This window comes from Halomonas sp. BC04 (genome assembly GCF_000568385.1).
The window spans coordinates 1-20,739 of the sequence record NZ_AZQX01000028.1 but is presented as its reverse complement, the minus strand read 5'-3'; the positions used below and the strand labels follow the sequence as shown (position 1 = coordinate 20,739).

Below are 20,739 nucleotides of genomic sequence, written 5' to 3'. Positions count from 1 at the left end.
TCGTTCGTCTAGGCAGAGGGATAGTCGCAGGGCTGGTGGCGACATTGGTCATCTCCATGTTCATGATCCTGCGCCTGTCGGCCGGGCTCATGCCCTGGTACAACATTGTCGAGATCATGAACCTGACAGCCCAGAGCGTGCTGGGTACGCCGAACAGCATCGTCGTGGGATGGATTATCCACTTCGTGGTGGGCACCCTGATCTGGGGCATCCTGTTCGCACTGCTGGCCCCGCACCTGCCCGGCAGCAGCGACGCTCGCCGTGGGCTGGTGTTCGGCCTGGGCGCCTGGCTGGTGGTGATGATCACGGTGTTTCCCCTGGCCGGCTCGGGCATGTTCGGCATGGGATTCGGGGTGATCGCGCCCATATCCACCTGTTGGGGCATATCGTGTTCGGGCTGGTGCTGGGTGGCACTTACGGCTGGCTACGGCGCCTGTAGGCGAGGAGCTTCTCGGCTACCCCCTCGCACATCGGCATGGATGTCGAGGGGCGGGCAGCCCAGCAGAAGGCGTGGCCAAGGGGGCGCCCTTGTCAGGCCACGGTGCGGGCGGCTCAGGATGTCGTGGCGGAGCGCGCATCACCGGACCAGCAGAGCGTCCAGGCTTACCGGGACCTCGTCACCGATCTGCTCGTAGCCGAGCAGCAGCATGACCGAGCGCAGGGTGGGGTCCGCCATCAGTGCTTGGCCGTCCAGCGCGACGCGTTCGGCGTTGGCGATTCGGATCTGGTCGGCGGAAACCCGGGTGAAGCGAACCTCCAGCGGCTCCTGGCGTGTCGCCTGGCCCGTTTGAACCGAAAGCTGCAGGGTTTCCACCAGCGACTCACCCACCGCCAGCGCATTCAGCCGCTCGGGCGGGAAGCGGGTGGTCAGCGTCGCCATGGGGCGCTCGGTCAGGCCGGAGAGCCAGGGCGGCAGAGGGCCCAGGCGTTCCACCACGTCGCTCTGGTTCAAGCGAAGCGGCAACTGCAGCTCGCCGTTGGCATTCGCACTGCCGGCCAGTCGACGTACCTCATGATGGCGGGGCACCGGGCCATCGGGGCCGATCTGCACGATCGTCGCCGACACGCGGGACTGCGCCGGGTCCAGCTCCCACGCTGCCAGCATCGGCGACACCGACAACAGCAGGGCCAGGGCGGATGCCAGCCCAACCGCTTGACCCCACTTCGTACCCAGGCGATGGCATCGTTTCATCAGCGTCTCTCTCCATGGGCGATATGCCCACCCATCGAGACACGGGAACCGGACGGAAGTGCCCTGTTCGGGCACGGAAAAGAAGGAACAAACAGGGAGCTTGCCTCTGGCCTCGTCCAGCCGCTTTCGCTATCATACGGCGGCGCAAGCACGGGCCTATAGCTCAGTTGGTTAGAGCAGGGGACTCATAATCCCTTGGTCGCTGGTTCGAGTCCAGCTGGGCCCACCAAATTCCCTTCCCGTTTCATTCCATACCATGTCAGAAACCGCTCTACAGCGGGCTTCATGAGGTGAGCGACGTTTCATGACATGCCAGAAGAATTCTTGACATGCCCCCCCCCAAAAAAGGGGGCATGAATGGGGGCACAACCACCTGTTTTCCATTTGGTGCCCTCATGAGCCATCGCCAGACGAATAAACTGACCGCCACCGCCGTTCGCAATGCCAAATCCCGCGTTAGAACCTTCCGCTTAGCCGATGGGGGCGGTCTCTACCTGGAGGTGACGCCGTCCGGTGGAAAATACTGGCGCCTGAAATATCGCTTCCACGGGAAGGAGAAGCGCCTGGCCATCGGGGTCTACGGGAGCAAGGACGGCGATGTGTCACTGGCCCAGGCCCGAGACGAGCGGGACAAAGCAAACAAGCTGCTGGCCCAAGGTTCAGACCCCAGCACCGTCAAGTGAATTGCGAAGCTGGAGGGCAGGTGTGGCGAACACCTTCAGGGCTGTGGCGTCTGAGTGGCTTGAAGAAGTTCACAAGCATAATGTCGTGCCTGCGCAAGGTCGAGAAGCGGGGGTACCTGGAAACCGTCATTCGCATCAAGACGGTCGTAGGCCAGGTCATCCGGTATGCCATAACCACGGGGCGTGCTGAGCGCGACCCTACGACAGATCTGCGTGGTGTCAACGTCAGTGAAGGTTGACCGTATTGGGGGTGCTGCCAGCGGCAACCTGGATCAGGCCGTGGTGGGCTTTCGTGGCCTGGATGGTGGCGGCTTCTGGGATGCCACCGTCACCGCCGGCGCAATGGTGGGCGGCACGCTGTCGATTTTGCCGTTCCAGGCCGGCATGAACATTCTCAAGCAGGCGCTGCCGATGGTGAAGGCATCCTGGTGATGGCCATCATCATCTGCTTGCCGTTCGTGATGGTCATCTCCAGCTACAGCTTCAAGGTCGCCGGCATGGCCACCTTCGGGCTCTTTGCTATGTGGTTCCTGACCTTCTGGTGGGAGCTTGCCCGCTGGATCAACGCCAACCTGGTGGATCTTCTTTACCGCATCGACGCCGCCAAGCTGAGCTGGCTTTCTGCCGCCAACAACCTCTACGACCGCATGGTGCTGCAGTTTGTGGAGGGGATGATGTTCTTGGTGCTGCCGACGCTGTGGGTTGCCGTGCTGGGGTGGGCAGGCATGAAGGTCGGCAGTGAGCTCGCAAGAGGCATCGGCGATGGCGGTGGGAAGACTGCACAGGGAGCAGGCAAACAGGGGGGAGACAAGGTTCAGTCCAAGTCCTGAGCAGTGTTCACCCTGAGCTCTCAGTATTGTCTTGCCGCACCCAGTGGGGCCGGTAGGGAATAGGTTGAGCGCCTGGCCGATCCACTCGCCGGTCGCCAGCGGCGCCATGCGGCCGCGCTCCAGGCCGCGGGGGTGGCGGTAGTCGATATCCTCGACGCAGGCCGTGACACGCAGCTTGGCGGCCTTCAACAGCCGGTCTAGGCAGCGGTTGTCGCGGTGCAGGACCTCGCGGCCGCGCACGTTGGTGTGGGGCGGCAGGTCATCGAGAACCTCGGGAAGTGTCAGCATCGGCTGCTGATCCAGCCCCTGCTTGAGGATTGAGGCGATGCTGCTGTAGCGGGTGCTTGGGGATTGGTCGATGCTATTTCCAACGTCATGATGTTATCCAGGTATGACGCATTCGTGCGCTTGATGGTGTCGCTCACATGGTTCCATGAGTCGACACTCTCGGTTTGTGGCCTGGTCATGATCGCACGTCTGAACCCCGCTTCTTCTTCGAGTCTGATCGGCTCTACCTACCTGCGCTTTCTCGAGGCGCTCAAGGCGGCCGGCTTCGAGGGCGAAATCGCCCCGAACTACGCCGACCGCACGGTGCTGGCCACCGACAACTCCATCTACCAGCGCGTGCCCCAGGCGGTGCTCTACCCCAGGCACGGCGAGGATCTCGCCCGCATCGCCCGGCTGGCCGCTGAACAGGAGCACCGCCAGGTGGCGCTCGCGCCCCGCGGCGGCGGCACCGGCACCAATGGCCAGTCACTCACTGATGGCCTGGTGGTGGATGTCTCCCGGCACATGAACAAGATCCTCGAGATCGACGTGGACAACCGCCGGGTGCGGGTCCAGGCGGGCGTGGTCAAGGATCAGCTCAATGCGGCGCTCAAGCCCATGGGCTCTTCTTCGCCCCGGATCTTTCCACCTCCAACCGCGCCACCATCGGCGGCATGATCGCCACCGACGCCAGCGGCCAGGGCAGCTGCGAGTACGGCAAGACCCGCGACCATGTGCTGGAACTCGAGACTGTACTGCTGGGCGGCGAGCGGCTCGTGAGCCGCCCGGTGGACGAGGCGGAGCTGGCCACGCTGTGTGCGCGCGACGACGTCACTGGCACGGTCTACCGCACCGCCCGCGAGATCATCGACACCCAGGCGGAGCAGATCGCGGCGACCTTCCCGCCGCTCAACCGCTGCCTGACCGGCTACGACCTGGCGCACTTGAGGGACGCGCACGGTCGGCTGGACATCAACAGCCTGCTGTGTGGAGCCGAGGGCTCGCTGGGCTTGCTCGACGAGGCGGTGCTCAACGTGCTGCCCATTCCCCAGCACACGACCCTGGTCAATGTGCGCTACGCCGGCTTCATGGACGCCCTGCGCGACGCTCGGGCCTGATGTCCAGCGGCAGCTCTTCACAACACCAGCCGCAGGCGCTCTCTACGCAAGACCAGCCGCAGGCGCTCCCCACCTCCATCGAGACGGTGGATGACAAGGTGCTGCAGCTGGCCATGGAGGACTACGTCTGGGACAGCGTGGCGGAGTTCTTCCCCTCGGGCGAGCCCGCCATGGATAAGGCCGATGGTGTCACCGCCACGGCCACCCGACAGGCGGTGGCGATCCGCGGCATCAACCTGGTGGAGTTCAACGACGACGATCCCGAGCGGCTGGCCGACCGAGTTGCCGCCTTCTGCCGCCACCTGGAGGCCGACGCAAGCGTGGAGCGGCTCGGCTATACCCTGGCCGAGGGGCGTGGGGCCATCCAGCGCGTCTACGACATGCGCAAGCGCGCCGTGGGCCTGCTCGGCAATGCCAAGGGCGAGAAGCGGCCCATCCCCTTCGTCGAGGACACCGCGGTGCCGCCGGAGCACCTGGCGGACTTCATCGCCGAGTTCCGCGCCGCCCTGGACGCCCGCGGCCTCGCCTACGGCATGTTCGGCCACGTGGACGCCGGGGTGCTGCACGTGCGCCCGGCCATCGACATGAAGGACCCCGAACAGGAGCGGCTGATCCGCGAGGTCTCCGACGAAGTGGCCGCGCTGACCCACAAGTACCACGGCCTGCTGTGGGGCGAGCACGGCAAGGGGCTGCGCTCGGAGTACGCCCCCAAGTTTTTCGGCGCCCTCTACCCCAGCCTGCAGCGGGTCAAGGCCGCCTTCGACCCCCATAACCAGCTGAACCCGGGCAAGATCGCGACACCCTGCAGTCGCACGCCTGACCAGATCCTCACTGGTGACGGGGCATCGGGGGCAGGGCGCAGCGAAGGTCATTTGCCAGGGATGGCAAATGTAGCGCCCAGGGAGGGGTTCACAGCGCCTTCGCAATGGTCCGGCACCCCGGGGCCTGCGCCCGATACAGCCCCATCTACCAGGGGGGAGGCCATCGAGGCAGAGCCGGTGAAGCTCATTGATCCGGGCCTTTCGACCATCGACGGCGTGCCCACCCGCGGCCAGTACGACCGCACCATCGACGAGCGGGCCTGGCAGGCCCACGCCGCCACCGTCTACTGCAACGGCAACGGCGCCTGCTACAACTACGACCCCGACGACGCCATGTGCCCGTCGTGGAAGGCCACCCGCGACCGCATCCACTCGCCCAAGGGGCGCGCCAGCCTGATCCGCGAATGGCTGCGCCTGCAGGGCGCGGCCGGGGTCGATCTGGTGGAGGAGTCGCGCAAGAAAAAGGCCGAGGGCGCCTGGGGCTTCGTGCGCGACCTGCCCAAGCGCACCCTCAACACCCTGCGCCGCAAGCGCCAGGCCGACTTCTCCCACGAGGTCTACGACGCCATGGCCGGCTGCCTGGCCTGCAAGTCCTGCGCAGGCCAGTGCCCGGTGAAGGTCAACGTGCCCGACTCCCGCGCCCAGTTCCTGGAGGTCTACCACGGCCGCTACCTGCGCCCGCTGCGCGACTACCTGATCGGCGGCACCGAATTCATCATACCGGCGCTTTCGCGCCTCGCCCCGCTCTACAACGCCGCGCTCGGCAACCGCCTGGTGGACCGGCTGCTGGCCGGGCCCATCGGCCTGGTGGACAGCCCCAAGCTCTCCCGGGTCCGCCTCGCCAAGCAGCTCGAGGCCTGGGGCGTGGTCGAAGCCACCCCCACTTCGCTGGGCCTGCTCAGCGAGGCCCAGAAGGCGCGAAGCGTGGTCATCGTGCAGGACGCCTTCACCAGCCACTTCGAGGCCGAGCTGGTGCTGGACATCGTCGAGCTGCTGGCCCGGCTCGACGTCAAGGTGTTCGTGGCGCCCTATTCGCCCAACGGCAAGCCGCTGCACGTGCAGGGCTTTTTGGGCGCCTTTGCGCGCACCGCGGAAAAGCAGGCCAAGCGGTTGCGAGCGCTGGACGAGTTCGGGGTGCCGCTGGTGGGTATCGACCCGGCCATGACCCTGACCTACCGCCAGGAGTACGTGAAGGCGCTGGGCCCGGACGCCGTGCCCGAGGTGCTAATGCTGCAGGAGTGCTGGTGACCCTGGCCCGCCGGCTGGTGCCGGCGGGGCTCGACCTGGCCGGCGCCGGGATCGAGGACCCGGGCTACCGGCTGCTCTCCCACTGCACCGAGACCACCAACGCCCCGGGCAGCCCCAAGGCGTGGCAGCAGCTGTTCGCCGCCTTCGGCCTGGAGCTGGAGCTGCTGAGTACCGGCTGCTGCGGGATGTCGGGCACCTACGGCCACGAGGCGCGCAACCGCGAGACCTCGCAGACCGTCTACGCTCAGTCGTGGCAGCCCAAGGTGGAAGACACGGCTAACGCGGGGAAGCTGCTGGCCACCGGCTACTCGTGTCGCAGCCAGGTCAAGCGCTTCTCGGATACCGCCCTGCTCCATCCGCTGCAGGGGCTGCTGGCTTTGCTGAGGCAGGGCGAATGCATGATGTCTCAGTGATGGCGCCGTTGCTTGGGAGAAATAGCAAAGCGATTACGGTAGCATTTACTGAAATGTGAGGTCGATGAGAACCCTGTGGCCGTAGCAATATCGATAATGGACATCGATGTATAGCGAAGTAGTTTGTCGCCATGATCGAGCCGAAGGTTAAGATAATAGGTGGCAGGGCTGACATCAAAGTGATGGTTGAAGAGTCGCTGAAGCTGTCGATGAGATATACCGACCAACGACGCGATATGTTCGCAGTTGATGGTGTCTTCTATATGAGATTCCATGATCTTGATGGCAGACACGAGCGCCTGGCTATGAATGCCGAGTCTCGCCTCATGTGACATTCTTTGCTTTTCATGGGAGTCGCGAATAGTAGGGTGGATACACTGCTCGGCTATCTGGTGGCTCAGATGGATACCCTGCTGCCTCTCTATCAATGAAAGCATCATGTCCAATCCGGCCGTGCCGCCGGAGCAGGTCATGATGCCATTGTCAATTTCAAAGAGTTCATTGGATACAATCAGGTCAGGGTGTTCTTCCTGCAAGCTGGCCTGATTTTCCCAGTGGATGGTGCAGCGCTTTCGATGCAGCACACCCGCCTTGGCAAGCAGGGTACTTCCCGTTGAGGTGGAGCCCAGCAGCCGTCCGCTTCTGCTGATACTTCTCAGCCAGTGGAAAAGCCTTTCATCGGCAATCAAGTTTGTCCCCATCCCCGCCACGAGAATGATGGCATCCAGCCTTTGCCACTCATCCATGCGAATTGTCGGTGAAAAAGGCAGTCCATTACTGGCAAAGATGACCTGGTCGTCGAGGCTCATCAATTGCCACTCATACAGCATTTTTTCACTCATGCGGTTGGCAATTCTCAAGGGCTCGATGACGGAGCTGAAGGAGAGCATCGCAAAGTGGGGGAACAGCACGAAGCCGACGGAAAAGGGCCGGTCTTCATCGATCCGTAATGTCATGATTGTTGTCTCGGGAGTCGCCCGTATATTCTTAACATGCGGCCCCTGTCGCAAGATGTCAATGCCGATACGGGCGGGGCAGCGGCCCCGAGAGTTGCTGTACGGCGCGGCTTGCACTGTAGGTGGAACCGGAGGTTCAAAAAAAGCGGCCCGGGCCTGCGATCAGCCCGGGCCGATAGGATTTACTGCAACGTCGTTGGCGGTCAGCTCAGCGAGCGGTAGTGCCCATCAATGCCGTCGATGAGCTTCCGGAAAATCGGATCATCAGCTGCAAGCTGCTGCCCGTGCTCCATGGCTTCCACGATCCAGAGGGAGTTGCCTTCTTGATCCGGATACGCCTCGAACAAGCGTTGTGATTCTTTAGGCATGTGCAGCGAGTTGTTTGCACCGTGGATGATCAGCGCTGGCGGATAGCTGCCTTTCGCTGCGTTGATCTCGGATTCGGGGTCGAATTTCACATAGCTCTGATAGGACCTGGCGGTGACAAACTGCAAGCCGGGCCAGTCGTCTGCGCCACCGGCATGGGTATAGTTGCCCAGCTGCTCGTGAACATAGGCTTGCGTGTTCGGATCCAGCGGGTAGTAACCCAGTTTCGTCTCTTCGGTGCCGGTATCGAAAATGGGGATGGCATCGTCTTCTGCCAGTGCGAACAAGGCCTCGTCTGCACCCGCTGCATCGGCACGCAGGTTTTGCAGGTTGCGCAGGCGGGTGTAGCTCATCGGCACATAGAGAGGAATCTGTTCGCCGCCTGCAGCAGCAAGACGGTTCACAGCCGCCAGGCTCGCGACCGAACCCATCGCCCAGGAGATCACGATAGGCATGCGTCCTGTGTGTTCACGAGCTACCTCGATCAGGGCCAGCAGTTCTGTGGTTTGATCTTCCAGGCTGACGTTGGTCAGCAGTTTGTCGTCTTTCAAGAAAGTATTGCGCACCGTCCTGTTGGAGAAAAAGCCGGACACATCGTAAGTGGTGACAATATAACCCCGTGCCGCGAGAGCATTGCCCATCAACTGACCATACATGCTCACGCCGCCGGTATAGCCGGAGTTGAACACCACGGGCGGCAGTGACATGTCAGGATTTTCGGGAATAAAGCGAGAGGCTTCAAGCTGCTCGCTTCCATCAGTGTAATTGACGGTGAATGTAAACTCTTCGACATGGACTTTATTCATATTGGTGTGCTCTTTGGGGTCTTGCGGATTGATGATGTCTGCACAAGCGGCGTTGAGTAGAGCTTGCTCAGAGATGTGGTTTTCACGTGCAGTGATATCTGCAAGTGATCGAGCGAATTGGAGCACGCTAACCGGCGTGAACAACGCTGCATATGCCTGGCCGTCTCGATCAGTGCCCACATGAGGCGCGTCGGTGCACTCAAGCAGCAAGCGGTTGTGGCCGAGGCGTTTGATGATTTCTAGCGTGAAAGGTGCTGTCTGCTCTGCGGTATTGGCCGTACGGTATCCAGGTCCCTTGAACCAGACGTTGCCGCGGCTTCTCGCCTCTTCGAGAAGCGCCTGGTAAAAGCGATCCTGTGGGCCACGCTCGGGCCGGCAGGTGCCAAGATGATCGATGACGACCGCTCTATCAGCGGGGATCTGCTTCAATACGCGCAGATTCGCTTCCGGCTCCTGGGCATAGATATGAATATGCTGGTCCCGGCGAAGACGTGCGTATAACGCTTGCCAATCGTCCCCGGAATAGGTGTGCGGCGTAATGGATTCGGGACAGACATCATGCAGAACAAGGCGGATTCCCTTGATTTGCGGGTGGCTTAAACGCTCAATCGTCGCATAATCCGGGTCGGCAAGAATGGTGCCGATCATTTCAATACCGCCATAGCGTTGCGGATGCTCTGCTTGCAGGCATTTCAACTCATCAAAGGATCGAAAGATGTTTTCGGAGTTGTCCAGAATGCTCAGGTGAACATTGTTGACCAAGTCTGGTTTGTATCCGGCCTCAATCAAGCTATCCAGATATGTTTTTACCGGGAACGGCTCGGGTAACCGATAGGGCAGTTCGCCGGCGTTGATCGGTAGATCATCCGCTGTATAAAGGTGCACGTGGAAATCAATCACATTACTCACCTGATCCAATCGAGCGATTTATTTCAAACATGTTATCTCCGGGATGGTTTGTGGACGCTCTCGAATGCGACAGAAAATATCAATATTCAGTCATGCCGAAAAATGCTGTTTCCTCGGTGCGCCGAGGGTCGGGGCTTGCTCACGAAGAGATCAGGCGGGTAACCATGTGCCGAGCACAACCATCGCCGGCTTATTGCCAGCCTGTCAGCCGCGGTTGGCGGCAGCCGGTATTCAAGCCGGGCGAGGCTTAATTCGATGCTTTTTCGGCTGGCCTCGGAGGCAGGCCGTATTGTTGTCAACGTCAGTGAAGCATGTCTAGTTTTCATCAGTCTGAACTCACCACTACAGGTTCAGGGGCGTGTGTGGTCTCTTCCTCCTTCGTGGTCGGTGTGGTCACCAGTCCGGCTCGACATTTATCCTTCATCCGGTAGCTCTCGCGTTTGATGTTCAGCGTGGTCGAGTGGTGTAGCAGCCGATCCAGAATCGCGATGGCGGTGACCTGATCGCCGAAGATATCACCCCAATATATAAGCCACTTATCTGGTCTAAATTTCGCGGAGCGCACCTTTTATTAATTCGTATTGGAGGCGATGATTGCCACGGTGCTGGTGGGCTTTCTATAGTTTGTGCTGTTGTTCGGCTTCACTATCTATCAGGTTGCTTCCATGGCGAAACCATCATTACCCAGGCGGAAGTTCCTGTGCAGCTCTTTGCTACCATCAACGTGCTGATGTCACCCAAGATTGCCCAACTGTTCCCGGGGTTGATTGTGCTGTTGATCCTGACCTTTCTAGTCACCTAGGCAGACTGCGGCGTCCTGATGCTCAATACCGTCCTCTCCGGTGGAATCTTCAGGGCCAGGATGCTGGCGCTGATGATCGGCGCGCTGATGCTGACAGGCGGCATGGATACGATTAAGCAGGCGATGCTTATCGGCTCCAAGCCCTGCGCAGTCATCATGGTGCTCATGTTTGTTTCGACGCTGCTCTCGGTGCGTGACCACCATTTCAGTGAGAGGAGTGCTGGTTCATCGTCACTACCCCCAAAGGGGTAGTGACTAGGGTGGGCAATGGCCCTGTTCAGGAATGCGAGCGGAGGGCGTTTGCCTGCCACTCGTCTTTTTTCAACGGTATCCGGCCATCAGTTCCCGAATGAGTGGAGTATCGGCATCGCGATGGGTGGGCAGTTCAAAGCGAGCCTTGGCGATGGCGGTACGCGAGAGCTCGGCGGTGATCAGCATTTCGCGATCCTCGGCCTCGGCCAGCACCTCGCCGCGGGGGCCGAGAATGCGCGAGCCGCCCCAGAAGTGGCTGGCTCCTTCGGGACCGAAGCGATTGGCCATGATCACGGGCGTACCGTAGGTCATGGCATAGAAGCGAATGTTCAACAGCCAGTTCTGCTCGTTGGAGAACTCCTCGCTGACGATGCCCGAGGCCGAATTGATCGGCGCACATAGCACGGTCGGGCGTGCCAAGAGAGCGGCATGCACCAGCGCGGGGTTCCATAGGTCGGCACAGATCATCTGAGTCGACGTCCAACCCGGGCGCACCTGCGCAAAGGTCAAGTCTTCTCCATGGCAGAACCACTTTCCCTCCTCGAGACCGCCGTAGGTGGGCAAATTGAGCTTGCGGTGCACCGCCAGGATCTCGCCATCCTGCAGGATGGCCAAGGCGTTGTAGTACTCCCCTGGGCTGGCCTCCTCGACGAAGCCGACTACGGTCTGCATATCGCCGCTGGCCTGTGCCAGTGATGCCAGGCGGGGGTCTTCCAGCGGCATGGCGACCTGCATCACGCGACTGGCGAGCCCGTAGCCGGTAAGCGAAAGCTCGGGGAAGACGAGCAGTTCGAGCCCTTGTCCGCGGGCTTTCTCAATGAGGCTCAGATGTTGTTCGATATTGGTGTCGACTTCGCCAAGCATGCAGTTGATCTGGCGGCGCCAACGATTAGTCGGTCTTGGTAGTGCATGGCAACCTCAAGAGGGGGCGGGGCTGATCAGGGGGTTTGCAATAACACAAGCAGCTCATGTGCTGAGTGGTGCTCTAAGTGCGAGATGGTGTCGTGAATCCGTGCAGCACGTGCGCCGAGTACCGGTTCTGCCAGTCGATAATACTTGTTATCGAGTTCGACATTCGAGAGCGGGTTGTGCGGGTTGCCTCGGGCCTCGCTGGGTTCGCTCTGGATGACCCGGCCGTCGGTCAGATAGAGCTTGACCTGAGCCCATCGCTCTGCGGGAAAACGTTGGTTGAAGTCGGCGCACTCATGAATGATCACTCGCTCAGCCAGGCCCTTCAGTCTGGGATCATGGAGGAAGTGGGATACGCAGGCTGCGTCCACGCGGCCGTATGCCAGTGCACAAGCCACCGACCAGGGCAAACTGTACTGGGCCTGCTCGGTCGTGTCGGGATGCACCGTATGCAATCGTTTGGCCTCGTGAAATGTGTGTACTTCTATCTGTTCAACGAACCTTGGGTTCCGGGCATCTTGGGGTAGAGACAGAATGGCTTCAATGGCGGGCTGTGCCCAACGGCAGACCGGATAGGCCTTGAAGTATTGTTCGTGCAGATACCAGCGTTTGCCCAGGTCCTGCCACACTTGGGTGACTTCCGGCGAGGTGGCGCTTAATGCGGGGGCACCGGTGAAGCCATCTCTGGCCAGCAAGGCGGCCGAAACCCCGGTCAGTGCACCCCATCCCGAGCCGTCCTTGAGCATCGTCGGGTGGTCAATGCAGCGCATCATCTGGCTGCGTGGTCCGTAGAACTCAGCGATCCCGAGTGCATGATGTAGCTGCGTGCTGTCCAATTTCAGTAGTCGGGCTGCCACGGCGGCCACGCCCAGGGCGTTCCAGGCCCCCGATGTATGATAATCGGGACTGGTGGCATGAAGGGCGATACCCGCTCGGGTGGCGACTTCATAGCCCAGGGCCAGTAAACCGAGAAATTCGCGGCCCGAGAGCCGTTCCACTTCAGGGAGGGCAAGCAGTCCGGGGAGCAAGGCTACGCCGGCATGGCCTTTGGTCAGTGCCTGGCCGTCATGAGCATCGAGGGCATCGATCAACCAGCCGCCGTGCAGTGCGACGCCACAGGGCGAGGCGTGCCCTTCAGCGAACAACAGCGACCGTGCGCCACCATATTGAGCGATGGTGAAGCGGCGGGCGTGCTCGGCCAGGGGCGTCAGCGTTGCACCGGCCGCTACTCCCAGCAGGTCCAGTAGGCATCGCTTGGCTTGTTGTAAATGCGCGTTGTCCAGTTGGGAAGGGCATACCTCAGAGATCCAGTTCAATCCCTCGTCGATATTCATGTCCATTCCTGGTGATGGAGCAGGCAAGCTTAATGGGTCGCCCTTGGGCGACCCGAAATAACCCGACGTCGCTAAGCTTAGAGCAGGCCTTGCTCGCTGAGAAATTGGTGGGCGACCGTCTCTACGGTCTCGCGACGGACATCCACGCGTGCGTTGAGTTCGGCCATGGTGTCATCATCCAGATGGCTCGAGAGGGCGTTCATCTGTTCTGCCAGGTCCGGGAATGCATCCAGCGTTTGCTGGCGTACCACCGGGGTCAAGGCATAGGACGGGAAGAAATCGCGGTCGTCTTCCAGCACCTGGAAGTGGAAGGCGGGAATACGGCCGTCGGTGGCGAACACCAGGCCGACATTGACCTGGCCGTCGCGCAGTGCCTGATAGACCAGCCCGGAATCCATGCGGCTGACATCGCGACGACCGACCTGAAAGTCGTAGGCTTCCAGCAGCGGTCGCCAGCCATCGTCGCGGGCATAGAACTCAGCGTTGAGGCCGAAACTCAGTTCTTCGCCACTGTTTACCGCTGCCGCCAGGTCGGAGAGCGTCTGAATATTGCGCTCTTCGGCCTCGCCGATACGCATCGCCAAGGCATAGGTGTTGTTGGCTGCGGAGGGGGCGAGCCACACCAGGCCCTTCTCGGCATCGAGTTCCTTGACGGTGGCATAAGTCTGCTCGGGGTCCAGGCGCTCGCTGATTCCGTTGTAGGTGATCAGTGAGGTGCCGGTGTACTCCCAGTAGAGATCGATCTGGCCATTCTCCTGGGCCTGGCGCAGCACCGCCGAGCCCATGCCGGCCCGGGTGTTGACGTCGTAGCCAGATGTTCCAGATACTGCCCCGTCATGCTGGCGATGATCTGCTGCTCGGTGAAGTTCTTGCCGCCTACGGTGATGTCGGCTGCTTGAGCGGTTGTCATGGCGCCTGCCAGGGTCAGGCCGGCGAGAAGGGTGGTCAGCTGTTTCATGGATCTTGCTCCTGTTGTTGTCTTCAGTGTTGCCGTTGACTTCTTTTAGGCGCGTGCGGGGTTGACCCCGCGCGGCACCACGATGAAAGCGATAAAGGCGATCAGCGCATCGACCGCAATGGCCAGCAGCGCCGTGGGAATGGCCCCGGCCAACATCATCACCGGGTTATAGAGATCGATGCCGGTGAAGATCAGTTCGCCAAGCCCGCCGGCGCCGATCAAGAACGCCAGCGGTACCGTGCCCACGTTGATGGCTAGGGCGGTGCGAATGCCGGCGAAGATCACATAGAGGGCATTGGGCAGCTCGACCCTGAACAGGCGCTGGGTGGGGGACATGCCGATGCCGGCGGCGGCTTCCATCAGGCAGGGTTGACCCCCTTGAGTCCGGTATAGGTGTTGCGGGCGATGGGTAGCAGGGTGGCCACGAACAGGCCGAAAATCGCCGGCACCGTGCCGATACCGAGGAAGCTCATGGCAAGCGCCAGCACCGCCAGGGTGGGAATGGTGGTGCCCACATTGAGCACCTGCATCAGTGACTCGGCAGAGCGAGTCATGCTGGGACGCGACAGCACCACACCCAGCGGAATGGCAACCAGGATCGCCAGGCCCCCCGATACGGCAGTCAGCCACAGGTGCTCGCCCATCAGGAACTGGATGTCGGGCAGGTAGAATAGGAAATCGTCAATGAGCCCGCTCGAGTGACTCCACACCCCGATAAAGAAGATCACTAGCAGCATCAGCGCGCGTAGCGCCCCTTTCATGGTCTGAATGGGCATGGGCTCACTCCTCCGAGATCGGGGCGGGCGATACGGGGCTGCCTTGCTGAGCGCGGAAGCGAGAGCCAGATGGTGAGTCAGGGCCCGCTGGGTGACCTGACCGCAGACCCGTCCCTGGTCGTCAATGCAGGGTAGCCAGGTGATATCGTGTGCCAGCATCAGGGAAGCGACGGTGCGCAAGTCGTCATCCAGGCCCACCATTGCCGGCACATTCTGGAAATGGTCGCGGCAATAGCCCTTGGTCGTCTGGGCCACCGAGCGCATCACCATACCCGCTGGCTGCTGCTGGTCGTTGACCATGAGAATCGCGGTTTCATAGCCGAAGTCATCGCTCATGGCGAGCGCTTTTTCGAGACTATCCTCCGGGGAAACTGTGCCAATATCCCGAGTGGCGATTTCGCGTGCCTTGACCAGGTTGAGGCGCTTGAGTGCCCGGTCGCTACCGAGAAAGGATTCAACAAAGCTGTCTTTTGGGTCGGCGAGCAGGTCATCCGGGCTGGAATACTGCACCAGCTTTCCTTCGCGGAAGACGGCGATGCGGTTACCCATCTTGATCGCTTCGTCGATATCGTGGCTGACGAACATGATGGTCTTCTTGAGTTCCTGCTGCATCTTGAGAAACTCGTCCTGGATCACCGCCCGGTTGATCGGGTCGATGGCGCCGAAGGGCTCATCCATCAGCATCACCGGCGGGTCGGCGGCCAGTGCACGGGCGACGCCGATGCGCTGCTGCTGGCCGCCGGAGAGCTCGCTGGGATAGCGCTTGAGGAAGGCGTCGGGCTCCAGGGCGATCATCGCCATCAGCTCGCGGGCCCGTTCGCGGTATTTCGCCCTGTCCCAGCCCAGCAGCCTGGGCACGATGGTGATGTTCTCCTCGATGGTCATGTTGGGGAACAGGCCGATCTGCTGGATCACGTAGCCGATATTGCGGCGCAGGGTCTGGGTATCCATCCCGGTGGTGTCTTCGCCGTCGATGAAGACCTTGCCGGAGGTGGGCTTCACGATGCGATTGATCATCTTCAGGGTGGTGGTCTTGCCGCAGCCGGAGGGGCCGAGCAGGATGCAGATCTCACCGCTGGGCACTTCCATGTTGATATGGTCGGCGGCCACTACGGCACCTTTCTGGGTATCGAATACCTTGGTCAGGCTGTCCAGTCGAATCATGGTGTTATCCTTGTCTGATGGGCTGAAGAGAGCGCAACAAGCCGGTCAAGCCATGGAGGCGTCACGTTCCATGCCTCTGGGCGTCAGGCGCTTCTGCAGCGCCAGCAGGGAGAAGTCGACGATGATCGCCAGCACGCTCACCGCTACGGCGCCAACGATCAGCTGGCGCGGGTCCGACTGCGAGATCCCCCGGCTGATGAAAGTGCCGAGACCGCCGGCGCCGATATAGGCGGCGATTGCCATCACGCCGATGTTGAGCACTACGGCAGTGCGCACCCCGGCCATGATCACCGGTACCGCCAGCGGAATTTCCACCAGACGAAGGCGCTGGTTGGGGCTCATGCCGATGCCGCGTGCCGCCTCGCGCAGCGCCGGGTTGACGTTGTTGATGGCGGTATAGGTATTGCGGATGATCGGCAGCTGTGAATAGAGAAGTACCGCGATTACCGCCGGCACATAGCCGATGCCGTGGCCAAAGATCGACAGCACCGGAATCATGATGCCGAATAGGGCGATCGATGGAATGGTGACGATGATCGAGGCCAGGTAAAGCACGTTACGGGCCAATCGTTCATTCTTGGTGATGGCGATCCCGATGGGAACGCCGGTCAGGGTGGCAATGCCCACGGCCACACCCACCAGGGCAATATGTTCTAGGGTGCGTGCGAACAGCAGCTCGAAGTTGGCGAGCGTGTAAAGGATCAATTCCATACAGGCGCCTCAGGTCAGGTTGTGGTTGTGTTGTCCTGTGAGGCCCCTAGGCTAGGGAGGTGCGACCCGTCGAACTAATCAGTATCGGACATAAAACATAATGATCTGGCCATGGGGGCCAAAAGGCGAGGGATTGTGGATTGGCGGGCAGAATCTCAGCTGGGGCTGGTGCCTGCTAGCCTATCCTCTCTTTGCAAGGCGTCAGAGGCGTGAGCCACTGGATCAGAGATGAAGGCGGGTCAATAAGGCCGTGTCGCCAGGTTCCGGCGACGCCACAACGTCGCTGCCGGTGACGATGCTTTCGAGTTCCTGGCAAAAGGCTTCCAGGGCCTCGCCGCTGTGTCCAGGCCGGCGGTGCAATTCGATCTCCACCTGGCCGAGGGGCGGCAGGCCCTCCTGCTCGCCGACGATGCGACATCCTGGCGGTATGCTGCGGGGAGTCTTGACCGTGATCGCCAGTCCCGCCTGCACGGGCAGGTTGATGGCGGTGGGGGATTGGCTCGTGTAGCGCAGTTCCCAGCGTCGTTCCGCACGGCCCAGCGCCGAGAGGGCATGGTCGCGGAAGATGCAGCCTTCAGGGTTGAGCGCCAGCGGCAGGGGGTCCCAGGCCTGTGGCTGGCGATCCTCGGCCACCACCCACACCATCGGTTCCCAGCCCAGCAGGTGGCCCGACTGGGTCGGGGCGTGCCGCACCGACAAGACCACGTCCAGCAGGCCCTCCTGAAACCACTTGACCAGTGAGGCGCTGATATCGCAGTTCATCTCCAGGCGGGAATCGGGAAAGCGTGCTGCGTAGCGTGGCAGTAGCTGAGGTAGATAGGTCGCGGCCTGCTCCTCGGACGTGCCGAAGCGGATTAGCTCCCCTTGCTGGCGCTCTCCCAGCACCGCCCTGGCCTCGTCCTCGAGCTTGAGCATCTGTCGGGCATAGGGCAGCAATCGCTCGCCGGACGCCGTCAGCAGCACGCTGCGGCTGGTGCGTTCGAACAGCGGCTTGCTCATCTGGTCCTCGAGCCGCTTGATCTGCAGGCTGACCGCCGACTGGGTGCGGTGCAGCACCTTGCCGGCGGCACTGAAGCCCTGGCATTCGGCGACGGTGACGAAGGCGCGGAGAAGGTCGGTATCCATATGCAATGAGGCTTTTAAATAGGTGGCATCTCAACTATTCATTTTTATTATGGAGGGCTGCTTACTATCCTGTCCAGTGTGTTCCCGGAACAGGAGAAACCCATGGCGATGACAACGTCACTGGAATCGGCATATTCACTCGATGGCTTGATTGATCGTGAGAGCTACCCCATTGACGACCTCGACAGCCCGGCGGGCCGCGAGCTGATCGACAGCTGCCGCCGCCAGCTCGCTGAGGACGGCTGCGTGGTGCTAAAGAATTTCGTCCCTGAAGAGGCGTTGGCGCGGCTGGAGCGCGAGACCGAGCGCCTCTCACCTCAGGCCCACTACAATCAGACCGAGACCAACCCCTACAACAGCGCCGGGGACCCCGAGCTGCCCGACAGCCACCCGCTCAACCGCTTCGATGATCGTACCAACGGCTTCGTGGCCGGTGACCGCATCGACGGCGACACCATCATCCGCCAGGTCTATGAGCATCCCGGCTTCCAGCGCTTCATCGGCGCCGTGGTGGGCATGGAGGAAATTCACCAGTATGCCGACCCCCTGGCCGACCTGGTGGTCAACGTGCTGCGCGAGGGCTGCCAGCATCCCTGGCACTACGACACCAACGAATTCATCGTCACCATGATGACCCGCCAGTCCCATGGCGGCGGCCGCTTCGAGTATGCCCCGGGCATCCGCAGCCCCGAGGGCGAAAACTTCGCCGAGGTGGAGAAGGTGCTCGACGGCGACCGCTCGCGGCTCAAGAGCCTCGACCTTCAGCCCGGCGATCTGCAGGTGTTCTTCGGCCGCTACTCGCTGCATCGGGTCACCCCGGTGGAGGGCGACCGCGAGCGCCATACCGTGATCTTCGCCTACGCCAAGGAGCCGGGCTTCATCGGCCGCCCCGAGCGTGCCCAGCGCATCTTCGGGCGCATGGCGCCGGTGCACGAGCGGCTGCTGGAGGAGGGCATGACCCGCTCCGACAGCCTCGCTGACTGATCCTCGGGTCTGTCACCGAGCCGATCCCCGAACCCGAACCGCCATGACAACACCGTGCCGATGGCCGGCGCCTTGCGGCCATCGCCCTGACGACACAGCGAGAGACCCCCATGAGCATCGTAGAGTCAGAGCAGCTGACCGATAGTGAACCGGACCGGATTCCGGTCGTGCCCTCGGCCCCGATGGCCAACGGCGACAGCATCCCCACCGCCTTTGACCCCAAGCAGCTGCGCAACGGCCGCCTGGCACGCCTGAGGCCATGATGGCCGAGCAGGCTACGCCGCCCTGGTGCTGTTCGACCCCAACAACCAGCGCTACGCCACCGGCTCGCGCAACATGTTCGGCTACTTCCTGCGCAACTCCACGCGCTATATCTATGTGCCGCTGGACGGTCCGATCATTCTGTTCGAATACCCGGGCAGCGCCCATGTCTCCACCTGGCTGGAGACCATCGACGAGTCGCGCACCTCCAAGGTGGTGTGGTCGGCGGTGAACCAGCGCGACAATCTCTCCTCGGACCCCTTCGGCGTGGAGATCGCCGAGCTGGTGGAGGAGCACGGCCGTGGCAACCGGAAGGTCGGCCTGGACCGCTGCGCCCTCAACCTGGCCCGCTCCCTGGAGGCCCAGGGGCTGGACGTCTACGACTGCATGCAGGACACCCTGCACTGTCGTCGCATCAAGACCCCCGAGGAGATCGCCTGCCTGGCCCAGTCCATGGCGGCAAGCGAGGCCTCGGTAGCTGAGGTGGAAGCCGCCATCAAGCCCGGCGTCACCGAGAACGAGCTGTTCGCCATCATGTACGGCGAGGTGATCCGGGGGGGCGGCGAGTTCATCGAGACCCGCCTGCTCAACTCGGGGCCGCGCACCAACCCCTGGTTCCACGAGGCCAGCGATCGCAAGATCCGCCCTGGCGAGTTGGTGGCGTTGGATACCGATACCATCGGCTGCCATGGCTACTACTCCGACTTCTCGCGTACCTTTCACGTCGGCCCGGGCAAGCCGAGCGCCTACCAGCGCGAGCTCTACCGCATGGCCTATGATCAGGTGCACCACAACATGGGCATCCTCAAGCCCGGCATCAGCTACCGCGAGATCGCCGAGCAGGCCTGGAAGATCCCCGAGCGCTTCCTGGATCGCCGCTACCCGTCGATCATCCACGGGGTGGGCATGCACGGCGAGACCCCGCTGGTGGCTCACCACATGGACTTCGATCGTTTCTCCAAGGACGGCATTCTCGAGCCCGGTATGGTGGTCTCGGTGGAGAGCTATATCGGCGAGGTCGGTGCCGCCGACGGCGTCAAACTCGAGGAAGAGGTGCTGATCACCGACACCGGAATTGAGAAGCTCTCCCGCTACCCCTTCAGCGAGGTGCTGCTCGGCCGTGAATACTGACGCACAAGGACGCGAGATGCAGACCCTGACCCACTGGATCGGCGGTGACCCCCAGCCCGGTGACCGCTACCTGGACGTGAGCAATCCCGCCAGCGCCGAGGCGATCGGACGGGTGCCGATGGCCGACGCCGCGACCGTCGAGCACGCCATCGACGCTGCCCGGGCGGCACAGCCGGCCTGGCGCGATACGCCCCCGGCCAAGCGCGCCCAGGTGATGTTTCGCTTCAAGATGCTGCTGGAGCGTGACGCCGACGAGCTCTGTGCGCTGATCAGCCGCGAGCACGGCAAGGTGCTCGAGGACGCCATGGGCGAGCTCAAACGCGGCATCGAGAACGTCGAGTACGCCTGCGGCGTGCCCGAGCTGCTCAAGGGCGAGTACTCCCATAACGCCGGCCCGGGCATCGACACCTGGTCCAACCACCAGCCGTTGGGCATCGTCGCCGGCATCACGCCGTTCAACTTCCCGGCCATGGTGCCGCTCTGGATGTTTCCCATGGCGCTGGCCTGCGGCAACGCCTTTATCCTCAAGCCCTCCGAGCAGGTGCCCTCGGCGTCCCTCAAGATGGCCGAGCTGCTGGAGGAAGCGGGCCTGCCCGCGGGTCTTTTCCAGGTGGTACACGGCGACCGGGAGGCCGTGGAGGCGCTGATCGACGCCTCGACGTGAAGGCGCTCTCCTTCGTCGGCTCCACCCCGGTGGCCAGGGCGATCTATCGTCGCGGCGCC

At 62.0% G+C, this 20,739-nt stretch carries 20 protein-coding genes, 1 tRNA gene and 4 pseudogenes; 12 read left to right on the top strand and 13 right to left on the bottom strand.

The window, feature by feature from the left end:
• The coding region (locus Q427_RS30950) for a DUF6789 family protein (RefSeq protein ID WP_231613335.1) at positions 1-635 on the top strand (635 nt) is incomplete at its 5' end.
• On the opposite strand, the gene Q427_RS02380 is transcribed toward Q427_RS30950, so the two are convergent.
• Positions 578-1,192: a hypothetical protein gene (locus Q427_RS02380; RefSeq protein ID WP_051496062.1), complete on the bottom strand. Its 615-nt coding sequence runs from the start codon at positions 1,190-1,192 to the stop codon at positions 578-580. The two genes, Q427_RS30950 and Q427_RS02380, sit on opposite strands and share 58 nt — an antisense overlap.
• A 152-nt stretch (positions 1,193-1,344) precedes the next feature.
• Here Q427_RS02380 and Q427_RS02375 point away from each other — a divergent pair.
• The 5 genes from Q427_RS02375 (at position 1,345) to Q427_RS02360 (ending at position 2,705) form a co-directional block, all read left to right on the top strand.
• Positions 1,345-1,421, top strand: a tRNA-Ile gene (locus Q427_RS02375).
• 166 nt (positions 1,422-1,587) lie between these two features.
• Positions 1,588-1,875 carry an Arm DNA-binding domain-containing protein gene (locus Q427_RS33155; RefSeq protein ID WP_231613334.1) on the top strand — a complete coding sequence of 96 codons (288 nt, stop codon included), beginning with the start codon at positions 1,588-1,590 and terminating at the stop codon, positions 1,873-1,875.
• An 80-nt stretch (positions 1,876-1,955) separates the two neighbouring features.
• A complete protein-coding gene (locus tag Q427_RS36660; protein WP_442905427.1) occupies positions 1,956-2,114 on the top strand; it encodes a phage integrase central domain-containing protein in 159 nt (52 codons plus the stop codon).
• Complete coding sequence (locus tag Q427_RS02365; RefSeq protein ID WP_043510631.1) at positions 2,104-2,307, top strand: hypothetical protein; 204 nt, start codon at positions 2,104-2,106, stop codon at positions 2,305-2,307. Before Q427_RS36660 ends, Q427_RS02365 begins: the two co-directional genes overlap by 11 nt.
• The gene (locus tag Q427_RS02360; RefSeq protein ID WP_043510629.1) at positions 2,307-2,705 is read left to right on the top strand and encodes a conjugal transfer protein TraG N-terminal domain-containing protein; all 399 of its coding nucleotides are present in this window, start codon (positions 2,307-2,309) and stop codon (positions 2,703-2,705) included. The genes Q427_RS02365 and Q427_RS02360 overlap by 1 nt, the downstream gene beginning before the upstream one ends.
• A 33-nt stretch (positions 2,706-2,738) precedes the next feature.
• Here Q427_RS02360 and Q427_RS29635 read toward each other — a convergent pair.
• Positions 2,739-2,993 (bottom strand): annotated as a pseudogene (locus Q427_RS29635) (ATP-binding protein); the annotation flags it as partial.
• Positions 2,994-3,170: 177 nt separating this feature from the next.
• Here Q427_RS29635 and Q427_RS02355 point away from each other — a divergent pair.
• Positions 3,171-6,572, top strand: a pseudogene (locus Q427_RS02355) (FAD-binding and (Fe-S)-binding domain-containing protein).
• Here the strand turns inward: Q427_RS02355 and Q427_RS02350 are convergent.
• The 3 genes and pseudogenes from Q427_RS02350 to Q427_RS29630 all read right to left on the bottom strand — a co-directional run.
• Positions 6,566-7,528: a GlxA family transcriptional regulator gene (locus Q427_RS02350; RefSeq protein WP_043510627.1), complete on the bottom strand. Its 963-nt coding sequence runs from the start codon at positions 7,526-7,528 to the stop codon at positions 6,566-6,568. The pseudogene Q427_RS02355 and the gene Q427_RS02350 sit on opposite strands and share 7 nt — an antisense overlap.
• Before the next feature lie 203 nt (positions 7,529-7,731).
• On the bottom strand, positions 7,732-9,600 hold the full coding sequence (locus Q427_RS31910) for an amidohydrolase family protein (RefSeq protein ID WP_197030467.1): 1,869 nt from the start codon (positions 9,598-9,600) through the stop codon (positions 7,732-7,734).
• Between the two features lie 334 nt (positions 9,601-9,934).
• Positions 9,935-10,132: pseudogene (locus Q427_RS29630) on the bottom strand (ATP-binding protein); the annotation flags it as partial.
• A 297-nt stretch (positions 10,133-10,429) separates the two neighbouring features.
• Between Q427_RS29630 and Q427_RS02335 the strand changes: the two are divergent.
• Positions 10,430-10,663, top strand: a complete 234-nt coding sequence (locus tag Q427_RS02335) for a BCCT family transporter (RefSeq protein WP_043510625.1) — start codon at positions 10,430-10,432, stop codon at positions 10,661-10,663.
• A 69-nt stretch (positions 10,664-10,732) separates the two neighbouring features.
• Here Q427_RS02335 and Q427_RS02330 read toward each other — a convergent pair whose 3' ends face one another.
• The 8 genes from Q427_RS02330 to Q427_RS02300 form a co-directional block, all read right to left on the bottom strand.
• On the bottom strand, positions 10,733-11,527 hold the full coding sequence (locus Q427_RS02330; RefSeq protein WP_051496059.1) for a nitrilase-related carbon-nitrogen hydrolase: 795 nt from the start codon (positions 11,525-11,527) through the stop codon (positions 10,733-10,735).
• A gap of 74 nt (positions 11,528-11,601) precedes the next feature.
• Positions 11,602-12,906 (bottom strand): MmgE/PrpD family protein, encoded by a 1,305-nt coding sequence (locus tag Q427_RS02325; protein ID WP_051496058.1) that lies wholly within the window; start codon positions 12,904-12,906, stop codon positions 11,602-11,604.
• Between the two features lie 77 nt (positions 12,907-12,983).
• Positions 12,984-13,679, bottom strand: coding sequence for a glycine betaine ABC transporter substrate-binding protein (locus tag Q427_RS02320; RefSeq protein WP_331280518.1), 696 nt, complete (start codon positions 13,677-13,679; stop codon positions 12,984-12,986).
• A complete protein-coding gene (locus Q427_RS35935; RefSeq protein ID WP_331280517.1) occupies positions 13,613-13,864 on the bottom strand; it encodes a hypothetical protein in 252 nt (83 codons plus the stop codon). The genes Q427_RS02320 and Q427_RS35935 overlap by 67 nt, the downstream gene beginning before the upstream one ends.
• Before the next feature lie 45 nt (positions 13,865-13,909).
• Positions 13,910-14,224: an ABC transporter permease gene (locus tag Q427_RS33150; protein ID WP_231613333.1), complete on the bottom strand. Its 315-nt coding sequence runs from the start codon at positions 14,222-14,224 to the stop codon at positions 13,910-13,912.
• Entirely contained in the window at positions 14,224-15,804 is a 1,581-nt protein-coding gene (locus Q427_RS02310) for a betaine/proline/choline family ABC transporter ATP-binding protein (RefSeq protein WP_231613325.1), read from the bottom strand. Before Q427_RS02310 ends, Q427_RS33150 begins: the two co-directional genes overlap by 1 nt.
• 45 nt (positions 15,805-15,849) lie before the next feature.
• A complete protein-coding gene (locus Q427_RS02305; RefSeq protein WP_043510620.1) occupies positions 15,850-16,515 on the bottom strand; it encodes an ABC transporter permease in 666 nt (221 codons plus the stop codon).
• 222 nt (positions 16,516-16,737) lie between these two features.
• Positions 16,738-17,640, bottom strand: coding sequence for a LysR family transcriptional regulator (locus Q427_RS02300; RefSeq protein ID WP_043510617.1), 903 nt, complete (start codon positions 17,638-17,640; stop codon positions 16,738-16,740).
• A 102-nt stretch (positions 17,641-17,742) separates the two neighbouring features.
• Between Q427_RS02300 and Q427_RS02295 the strand changes: the two genes are divergently transcribed.
• From Q427_RS02295 to Q427_RS02285, 4 genes and pseudogenes are all read left to right on the top strand, one after another.
• A complete protein-coding gene (locus Q427_RS02295; RefSeq protein WP_043510615.1) occupies positions 17,743-18,624 on the top strand; it encodes a HalD/BesD family halogenase in 882 nt (293 codons plus the stop codon).
• A gap of 110 nt (positions 18,625-18,734) precedes the next feature.
• Positions 18,735-18,887, top strand: coding sequence for a hypothetical protein (locus tag Q427_RS33145; RefSeq protein ID WP_231613324.1), 153 nt, complete (start codon positions 18,735-18,737; stop codon positions 18,885-18,887).
• A 25-nt stretch (positions 18,888-18,912) separates the two neighbouring features.
• Positions 18,913-20,016, top strand: a complete 1,104-nt coding sequence (locus Q427_RS02290; RefSeq protein ID WP_231613323.1) for a M24 family metallopeptidase — start codon at positions 18,913-18,915, stop codon at positions 20,014-20,016.
• A gap of 16 nt (positions 20,017-20,032) precedes the next feature.
• Positions 20,033-20,739, top strand: a pseudogene (locus tag Q427_RS02285) (aldehyde dehydrogenase family protein); the annotation flags it as partial.

Coding starts and splice junctions, on each gene's coding strand:
- Q427_RS02295 (WP_043510615.1), top strand. CDS start 17,743: ATGGCGATGACAACGTCACTGGAATCGGCATATTCACTCGATGGCTTG.
- Q427_RS33150 (WP_231613333.1), bottom strand. CDS start 14,224: ATGGAAGCCGCCGCCGGCATCGGCATGTCCCCCACCCAGCGCCTGTTC.
- Q427_RS02335 (WP_043510625.1), top strand. CDS start 10,430: ATGCTCAATACCGTCCTCTCCGGTGGAATCTTCAGGGCCAGGATGCTG.
- Q427_RS02360 (WP_043510629.1), top strand. CDS start 2,307: ATGGCCATCATCATCTGCTTGCCGTTCGTGATGGTCATCTCCAGCTAC.
- Q427_RS33145 (WP_231613324.1), top strand. CDS start 18,735: ATGAGCATCGTAGAGTCAGAGCAGCTGACCGATAGTGAACCGGACCGG.
- Q427_RS02325 (WP_051496058.1), bottom strand. CDS start 12,906: ATGAATATCGACGAGGGATTGAACTGGATCTCTGAGGTATGCCCTTCC.
- Q427_RS02305 (WP_043510620.1), bottom strand. CDS start 16,515: ATGGAATTGATCCTTTACACGCTCGCCAACTTCGAGCTGCTGTTCGCA.
- Q427_RS02310 (WP_231613325.1), bottom strand. CDS start 15,804: ATGATTCGACTGGACAGCCTGACCAAGGTATTCGATACCCAGAAAGGT.
- Q427_RS02300 (WP_043510617.1), bottom strand. CDS start 17,640: ATGGATACCGACCTTCTCCGCGCCTTCGTCACCGTCGCCGAATGCCAG.
- Q427_RS02330 (WP_051496059.1), bottom strand. CDS start 11,527: ATGCTTGGCGAAGTCGACACCAATATCGAACAACATCTGAGCCTCATT.
- Q427_RS33155 (WP_231613334.1), top strand. CDS start 1,588: ATGAGCCATCGCCAGACGAATAAACTGACCGCCACCGCCGTTCGCAAT.
- Q427_RS02350 (WP_043510627.1), bottom strand. CDS start 7,528: ATGACATTACGGATCGATGAAGACCGGCCCTTTTCCGTCGGCTTCGTG.
- Q427_RS35935 (WP_331280517.1), bottom strand. CDS start 13,864: ATGAAACAGCTGACCACCCTTCTCGCCGGCCTGACCCTGGCAGGCGCC.
- Q427_RS02380 (WP_051496062.1), bottom strand. CDS start 1,192: ATGAAACGATGCCATCGCCTGGGTACGAAGTGGGGTCAAGCGGTTGGG.
- Q427_RS36660 (WP_442905427.1), top strand. CDS start 1,956: ATGTCGTGCCTGCGCAAGGTCGAGAAGCGGGGGTACCTGGAAACCGTC.